The sequence below is a fragment of the Streptomyces sp. A01 genome (assembly GCF_059026195.1).
This window is the reverse complement of sequence record NZ_JBWLKN010000031.1, coordinates 72,183-79,436: the sequence shown is the minus strand read 5'-3', so window position 1 is coordinate 79,436 and position 7,254 is coordinate 72,183. Positions and strand designations below refer to the sequence as shown.

Sequence of the window (7,254 nt, the reverse complement as noted above, 5' to 3'; positions counted from 1 at the left end):
CAGTAGAGCGCGGCCAGCTGCCGGGCTGGATACCGTCGGGCGTCCAGCAGGGTGGTGACCAGGCGGTAGCCGTCAGCTGGCGTCCGCACCCCTGCGGACACGGCGGACATGGGGGCGCTGATGAGCGAGACATTCGGACAGGCCCTACGAAGACTGCGCGGCAGCCGTTCCGTGCGCGATGTCGCACGGCTCGCCAACTGCGGCAAGAGCTACATCTCAGATCTCGAGCTGGGAAAGCGTCGCCCAACTCCCCAAACTACAGCGGCTCGTGACCATGTGCTGACTGCGCATGGCGAACTCCTGGCTCTCTCGCCAGCTCAGCAAGAGAGGCCGCTCCTCGAGCAAGCCGCCCGCCTGCAACGCGGCTTGACGGATGCACTCGCCGCGGGCCCCATGACGGACGCCAGCTTGGACGAATGGGAGTACACGGTTGCCCGGCACGGGCGGGCCACTTGCTACAGGCCCGCCGACGAACACCTTCCGGAGCTGATGGGCGACCTGGCCGACCTGCAACGCCTCACAGGCCACCGTCACCCCGTACACGTGCGCCGCCGTCTCACCGTCGCGGTAGCGCACATGTCCGGGCTTATGGCCTTGACCCTGCTCAAGATTGGCGATCGCAGCTCGCGGGACTGGTGGCGTGCTGGACGCGCTGCCGCCGCAGCGGCAGAGGATCGAGCCGCCCTGTCGTGGATGTACGCCCAGGAGGCCTACGAGCTCTACTACGGCGGCAACCTCCGGGGTGCCGTAGAGCTGGCCTGCCGCTCCCAGTCGCTCTCGGGTGGCCTCCCTGCGTCGGCCCGGCACTCGCGGCACCGCTGGAGGCCAGGGCCCATGCCTGTCTTGGCCATAAGAAGGAGACGGCCGCTGCACTGTCGCGAGCGGAGTCGGCTCTTGATCGCCTCGATACGGCAGAGCGCATCGCGTCCGCCTTCGGCTACAGCGAGAGCCAGCTACGGTTCCACGCCGGAAACGCCTGGACGCACCTCTCGGAAACCGGACGGGCCGGGGAACAGCACCTCCGAGCGCTCGACCTGTACCCCGATTCCGATCACAGCGACCGGACTTTCGTTCGCCTTGATCAAGCTGCGTGCCTCGCCATCGATGGCGACCCGGCTGCTGCGGCAGTGCATGCCACGGCAACGATCGGCACTGCCCACCGAGCACCGCAGCGCCCTGATCGTCTATCGGGCCCGAGAACTGGCCGCTAGTGTGCCGATGGCCAGACAGGCGCTACCGGAGGTGCGCACGCTGCGCGACGTGTTGGAGCTGCCCTCCGGAGGAGGAGACGACTCGCATGGTGATGATCGAACGGGCAGTCGCAGCGGACACTGAGGAGATCGCGGTACTGATCGGAGAGATCGAGGCCTACTACGGAGGCGACAGCACCCCCGGCGACGCCGATCAAGTCCGTGCCATGCTCTTCGGCGAGCACCCCGTGGCCACGGTCCTACTGGCCCGCGAGAACGGCTCGGTCATCGGCATGGCCTCGTATTCGTATCTGTGGCCAGCAGCCGGAGCGGAAGCCTCGCTGTACCTCAAGGAGTTGTTCGTTCGCGATACTGCGCGCCGCCGAGGGATCGCTCAGATGTTCATGACCGAGCTTCGCGAGATCGCGACCCAGGCTGGCTGTTCACGCGTGGATTGGACCGCCGACCGCAGCAATGAGGCTGCCCTCGCGTTCTATGAGGCTCTTGGCGCCAAGCCGCACGGAGACAAGGTCTTCTACCGGATCAACGAGTAGTTCGGCCAGTCGGTCCGGATCGAGACGGCAGGCGGTTGGGATGTGCGCCGGGACGCCCCTGGTCGAGCATGAAACGGCCCGGCGGACAACGACCTTGATGCGTGAGGATCAAGCGTTCTTGGGCGCCGCCTGCTGGACGACCTCGAAGGACCACAGGGTTGAGCCGGATGCGGCGGGCTTGGGGCGCTCACCGCTCGCTGAGGCGCCGCCTTGGTGAGCGGCCTTCATCGGACCCTCCATCCACGCCTGGAAGTCCTCCTCGCTGCGCCAGCGGGTGTAGACCAGGTACTGGTCGGTGCCCTCCACGGGGCGCAGCAGCTCGAACCACTCGAAGCCGTCGGAGTTCTCGACGGACCCGGCCCGTGCGCCGAAGCGCTTCTCAAGAGTTTCCCGCTGGTCAGCCGGGACGGTCAGCACATTGATCTTGACTACGCTCATGTACCCATCCTGCCGCACCTCATCGCCGTCCCGTCCCGGCGGCGTATCCCCCGCCCCCTCAGCCGTGCAGCCGCAGACCCTTGGTGACCTTGTCGACCGCGTTGCGGGGCCCGTAGACGGCCAGACCGGCCAGCTTCAGGTCATCGGCCTCGAAGGCGAGGACCGCCGCCCGGTTGTCGTCGTCGTTGTCGGTGGCGAAGAGTTCCATCGGGTAGACGGCGGAGGCCATGCCACGCGAGAGGGCGCGGGTGTGGGTGCGGCTGAGGCCGTCGGCGTCGGCCGCGTAGACGAGGACCGGTTCGCGGAACATCGGCAGATACGTATTCCCGGAGGCGTCCTCGTAGGGCTTGCCGGTGATCCCGTCGGCGGCGTGGGCTATTCCGCTGGACAGGAACGCGGTCACGTTCAACTTCTGCCAGGCGGCGAGCTCGTCCCTGACGACAACGGCGATTTTCGTGTCGAAGCGCATGTCACCACGGTGGCGCGGACGTTCGTGGCTGTCTTGGACGCTGGTGCGGAGCGGGCGACCCGCCGGGCGCGGCACAATGTCGTAATGCAGGCAGTACGCGGAAGCGCGGCACAAGCGGACGACTGGGCCCGCTACTGGCGCGACCCCGATCGCCCGGTGGAAGCCATGCACGCGCATTTCTTCCAGCACAGCTTCCACCCGCACAGCCACGACGCGTACTCCTTCGCCGTCACCGAGGCCGGTGCCCAGCGGTTCAGCTGCCGGGGCGCGGCCCACACCAGCGGTGCGGGGATGGTGATGGCCTTCAACCCCGACGACCCGCACGACGGGGAAGCGGCCGCCGAGCTCGGCTACAAGTACCGGATCATCCACCTCGGCCCCAGCGTCGTGCGCGAGGTGCTCGCGGACGTGGCGGGCGCCGACGGCCCCGACGGAGCCGCCGCCATGCCGCTCTTCGACCGCCCCGTACTGACCGATCACGTGCTCAGCGGGGCACTGCTGCGGCTGCACACGGCGCTGCTCGGCGGCGCCGGTCCGCTGGTGCGTGACGAACGGCTCAGTGCCGCCGTCACCGCCATGGTGCGCCGGGGCGGCACGCGCCCGCCGCGCGCCGTCTTCCGGCCGGGCAGCGGCCCGGCGCGGGCGGCCCGGCGGGCCCACGCGCTGCTGGCCGAGCGCTACGCCGAGGACATCCCCGCGCACGCGCTCGCCGCGGCCGCCGGGTGCAGCCGGTACGCGCTGTACAGGGCGTTCCGCGCCGAATACGGGATGGCCCCGAGCGACTTCCAGCGCCAGTCGCGGCTGCGGGCGGCCCGGCGGCTGCTCGCCGCGGGCACGACGGCGGCCGAGGCGGCGACCGCCGCCGGGTTCGCCGACCAGAGTCATTTCCACCGGTGGTTCGTGCGGTGCTTCGGGGTCACCCCGGGGACCTTCCAGCGGGCGGTGGGCCCCCGGGGCGACCCAGTGGCGAGATGGCCAGGGGGAAAGTGGTGAAATTACTCCTGACGACGTACAAGCGACTTAGCGGTTACCCGCCAAGCAGGCGGACAGTTTTTGGACAATTCCCGGAAGCTGTCAGGTGACGTGGGGGTTTCTGCGTCTGTTCTGCGGGCTCAGTAAGGTCTCAAACATTGGATGCGAGTGACAGGGCGAGTGGGGGAGCAGCAGGGCGTGGCTGACGTCGAGCGGACTGGACTAGGGAGAGACTCCGGCGCGGGAACGCAGCCGGGCGCCCGATCGCGGGTCGGCATGGCGCTGGCGGCCCTGTGGCTGCTGGCGGGCCTGCTGGCCGCCCGCCAGGCCGCGGCGGTCCTGCGGCTGCCACCGGACCAGCGCCTCACCGACCTGGAGACCTGGACCGGCGAGAACGGCGTGCTGCACGTCAGAGGCTCGCTCTACGACAGTGACGCGTTCACCGGCACACCGTTCGCCGGGCTCGTACTCAAGCCGCTGACCCGGGCCGCCGAGCAGAGTCTCGGCGTGGCGTGGACCTTCGGCACCCTCATCCTCGTCGCCATCCTCGGCCTCGTCGCGGCCCGCTCGCTGCCCACCCCCGTGTCCCGGCGCACGACGCTGCTCGCCGCCCCTGTCGCGATCAGCCTGGTCGTCCTGTCGCTGCCGGTACGGAACGCCTTCACTCTCGGGCAGACCAGCATCATCCCCGTACTGCTGGTGCTGCTCACGCTGCTGCCGAAGACCTCCGCCCGGCAGTCCGCCCTGCTCATCGGCGTCGCCTCCGCACTCCAGCCCGCCCTGCTGCTCTTCGCCGGCCTGCTGTGGCTCACCGGCCGACGCCGTGCCGCCGTGCTCACCGGCCTCACCTTCGCCGGCTGCTCGGCGCTCGCTTGGGCGGCGATGCCGCACGACTCGTGGACCTACTGGGTGCACCACATCGCGGGCGCCGGACTCGGCGAACCGGCGGACAGCCTCTCCAACCAGTCGCTGCACGGCCTGCTGCTGCGCCTCGGGCTGCGCGGCCCGGTCGAGCTGGGGCTCCTCGCCGTCCTCGCCGCCGTCGTCATCGTCGTCGGCCTGCGCCGCGCCGCGCACTACGCCAAGGACGGGCAGCTGCTGCTCGCCGCCGCGGTGACCGGCTGCGTGGCACTCGCCGTCTCGCCCACCTCCTGGCAGCACCAGCTGCTGTGGATACTCCTGGCCGTCGTCGGCCGGGTGGGCAAGCGGCAGGGCGACCGCATGGTGTGGCCGGTGCTCGTCGTGCTGGTGATGACGCTCAACAGCACCGTCCTGATGCCGGGCGTGGCGGGCCTCGGCTACGTCGCCGACAACGCCCAGCTGCTGGCGGCGCTGGCCGCCGCCTGCGTGGTGCCGTTCCTCAGCCGCAGCGCCCCGGAGTGGGCCAAGACCGCGCCCACCCCGAGCGCCGAGCCCGCCTCCACCCGTCATGCGTGGGTGCCGCTGCTGAAGTTCTGGCGGCGGCCGCTGTCCCGGCCGAACCTGGTCCTTGAGCTGATGCTCATCCGCGTCGGCTACTGGGGGTACTCGTTCATCCGCGCCCACGCGCCCGACGAGCGCAGCCTCGCCGAGGGACACGGCAAGCAGATCCTCGATCTGGAGGCCTGGCTGCACATCGACTTCGAGCACTGGTTCAACCACTTCGTGGCGGACACCCCGTGGCTCGAAGCCAGCATGAACTACTACTACACGACGTTCCACTTCCTGGTTCCGCTGGCGCTGCTGGGCTGGCTGTACGCGTGCCGCCCGGCGACCTACCGGTGGGCGCGCACCCCGCTGGCCTTCGCCACCGTGCTAGCCCTGATCGGCTTCTGGCTGTACCCGCTCGCCCCGCCGCGCCTGATGGACATGGGCTACATCGACACCGCCCACGGCCCGCAGGACCTCAACGACCCTGACTTCGGCGCGCTCACCAAGCTGTCCAACCAGTACGCGGCGATGCCGTCGCTGCACGTGGGCTGGTCGCTGTGGTGCGGCGTGGTGATCGCCCTGGTCGCGCCCAAGCTGTGGATGAAGGTCCTCGGCCTGATGTACCCGCTGCTGACCACGGCGGTCATCGTCGGTACGGCCAACCACTACGTGCTCGACGCGGTGGGCGGCGCGGCCGTCGTCGTCGCCGGGTTCGCCCTGCAGTACGTGCTCACGGGCGCGGGCCGGGCCCCGGTGGAAACCGGGTCCAGCCCCAGCAGCAAGGCGCTGACCGGCCTGTGGGACCGGGTGCGAGGCCGCGGCGCACCGGACGGCGCGCCGGCGCTGAGCGCCACGGCGGTGTCCGGCGCGAGCGTGCCCGCCCCGGCGGGCCCCGGCGGATCGGGCTCCGGGGGCGGGTCCGGGGTGCGGGCCGGTGCCGGGAAGCTCGCCAAGGTCCCGGTGGCTGCCGGGAAGGGCACGAGCGCCGGATCTCCGGGCGAGGGCGGTACGGCCGCCACGCCACCGGACGACGCCATCCGCACGGACCCAGCCCCAAAGGCGGTCCCCAAGCCAGCCGTCCCGGCCACACGGGGCATCGAGACGGCCATCGAAACGGTCATCGACCCCGACCCCGACCCCGACACAGATCCGGACTCGGACGGCCAGCCGACGCCTGCCGACGTGACGCGGTAGCACCGGCATGACGGCGGGCCTGTCGCTCGCGGAGGACGCCCTGGACGGCGCGTACGCCCAGGCCGTCCGCGAGACCTCCGGCCGCCTCGTCGCGCTCGGCGACGCCCCCGGCGGCCCGCGCGCGGCGCGCCTCGCCCACGACGCCCTGCGGGTCGTGACGGGGCGGCTGGCGGCGGGCGGCAGGATCGCGCCCGGAGCGGAGCGGGACCTCCACGCGGCCACCGCCGAACTGGCCGAGGTCACCGGCTGGCTGCTGTTCGACTCCGAGCGGCACGGCCCGGCGCTGGCCGCGAGCCGCGAGGCGCTGCGCCTGGCACGGCTCGCCGGAGACCGCTCCATCGAGCTGCTCACCCTCCAGAACCTCGCCCTGTTCGCGGGCTGGCTGGGGCACCCCCGTACGGAACTGGACCTGGCCCGCTGCGTACTCGGCCCGGGCGACCGCGCCCCAGGCGGCCTCAGCCCCCGCGTGGAAGCCGTCTTCCGGCTGCGCGAGGCGCGCGGTCTCGCGGGTACGTCGGGGACGGCAGGGGCGGCGCGGGCGTTCGGCAGGGCCCACTCGCTCCTCGCCGAGGGCGAGCGGGACGGGGACCCGTACTGGGCGTGGTGGATCAGCGCGGGGGAGGTCGACGGGCACCACGGCGCCATGCGGCTGGCCGCCGGAGACTTCGCGGGAGCCATCGCCCCGCTCCGCCGCGCCGCACACCAGGACGGCACGCCGCACAGCGCCGCGGCGGCGGTCGGCTACAGCGCCGTCTTCGGGGCCTGGCTGCTGTCCGCCTACCTCGGCGCGGGAGCCTGGCGGGAAGCCGAACACCTCGCGGCCGATCTGATCCCCGCGGCGCGCGACACCGGTGCGGCCAGGGCCCGCACGCTGCTGCGGGACGCCACCGCGCCCCCCGCACGCCTGGCGGGAGCCCCCGCGCCCGTACGGGACGTACTGCACGCCCTGCGAACAGCCGCCGGAACCCGAGCACGGGCCCGGGGAAAGGCCGGGACCGATCCCGCTTAGCAAGGTGCCCCGTCAGGG

The 7,254-nt window shown here is 71.5% G+C and carries 7 protein-coding genes and 1 pseudogene; 6 read left to right on the top strand and 2 right to left on the bottom strand.

Going from position 1 to position 7,254, the window contains the following annotated elements; genetic code table 11:
- Positions 1-108: 108 nt before the first annotated feature.
- The 3 genes and pseudogenes from AC5P1B_RS30495 to AC5P1B_RS30485 all read left to right on the top strand — a co-directional run.
- A pseudogene (locus AC5P1B_RS30495) lies at positions 109-294 on the top strand (helix-turn-helix domain-containing protein); the annotation flags it as partial.
- A gap of 783 nt (positions 295-1,077) precedes the next feature.
- Positions 1,078-1,335, top strand: a complete 258-nt coding sequence (locus AC5P1B_RS30490; RefSeq protein ID WP_493891219.1) for a hypothetical protein — start codon at positions 1,078-1,080, stop codon at positions 1,333-1,335.
- Positions 1,298-1,744: a GNAT family N-acetyltransferase gene (locus tag AC5P1B_RS30485; RefSeq protein WP_493891210.1), complete on the top strand. Its 447-nt coding sequence runs from the start codon at positions 1,298-1,300 to the stop codon at positions 1,742-1,744. The genes AC5P1B_RS30490 and AC5P1B_RS30485 overlap by 38 nt, the downstream gene beginning before the upstream one ends.
- A 108-nt stretch (positions 1,745-1,852) precedes the next feature.
- On the opposite strand, the gene AC5P1B_RS30480 is transcribed toward AC5P1B_RS30485, so the two are convergent.
- Positions 1,853-2,182, bottom strand: a complete 330-nt coding sequence (locus tag AC5P1B_RS30480; RefSeq protein ID WP_493891209.1) for an antibiotic biosynthesis monooxygenase family protein — start codon at positions 2,180-2,182, stop codon at positions 1,853-1,855.
- A gap of 58 nt (positions 2,183-2,240) precedes the next feature.
- Complete coding sequence (locus tag AC5P1B_RS30475) at positions 2,241-2,651, bottom strand: DUF2000 family protein (RefSeq protein ID WP_493891208.1); 411 nt, start codon at positions 2,649-2,651, stop codon at positions 2,241-2,243.
- Between the two features lie 84 nt (positions 2,652-2,735).
- Here AC5P1B_RS30475 and AC5P1B_RS30470 point away from each other — a divergent pair, with 84 nt between their 5' ends.
- From AC5P1B_RS30470 to AC5P1B_RS30460, 3 genes are all read left to right on the top strand, one after another.
- On the top strand, positions 2,736-3,644 hold the full coding sequence (locus AC5P1B_RS30470; protein WP_493891207.1) for an AraC family transcriptional regulator: 909 nt from the start codon (positions 2,736-2,738) through the stop codon (positions 3,642-3,644).
- 255 nt (positions 3,645-3,899) lie between these two features.
- Positions 3,900-6,227, top strand: a complete 2,328-nt coding sequence (locus tag AC5P1B_RS30465) for a bifunctional glycosyltransferase 87/phosphatase PAP2 family protein (RefSeq protein WP_493891218.1) — start codon at positions 3,900-3,902, stop codon at positions 6,225-6,227.
- 7 nt (positions 6,228-6,234) lie between these two features.
- Complete coding sequence (locus tag AC5P1B_RS30460; protein WP_493891206.1) at positions 6,235-7,236, top strand: NsdA family TPR-like regulatory protein; 1,002 nt, start codon at positions 6,235-6,237, stop codon at positions 7,234-7,236.
- The last annotated feature ends 18 nt before the right edge of the window (positions 7,237-7,254 follow it).

Coding starts and splice junctions, on each gene's coding strand:
- AC5P1B_RS30485 (WP_493891210.1), top strand. CDS start 1,298: ATGGTGATGATCGAACGGGCAGTCGCAGCGGACACTGAGGAGATCGCG.
- AC5P1B_RS30470 (WP_493891207.1), top strand. CDS start 2,736: ATGCAGGCAGTACGCGGAAGCGCGGCACAAGCGGACGACTGGGCCCGC.
- AC5P1B_RS30475 (WP_493891208.1), bottom strand. CDS start 2,651: ATGCGCTTCGACACGAAAATCGCCGTTGTCGTCAGGGACGAGCTCGCC.
- AC5P1B_RS30480 (WP_493891209.1), bottom strand. CDS start 2,182: ATGAGCGTAGTCAAGATCAATGTGCTGACCGTCCCGGCTGACCAGCGG.
- AC5P1B_RS30465 (WP_493891218.1), top strand. CDS start 3,900: ATGGCGCTGGCGGCCCTGTGGCTGCTGGCGGGCCTGCTGGCCGCCCGC.
- AC5P1B_RS30460 (WP_493891206.1), top strand. CDS start 6,235: ATGACGGCGGGCCTGTCGCTCGCGGAGGACGCCCTGGACGGCGCGTAC.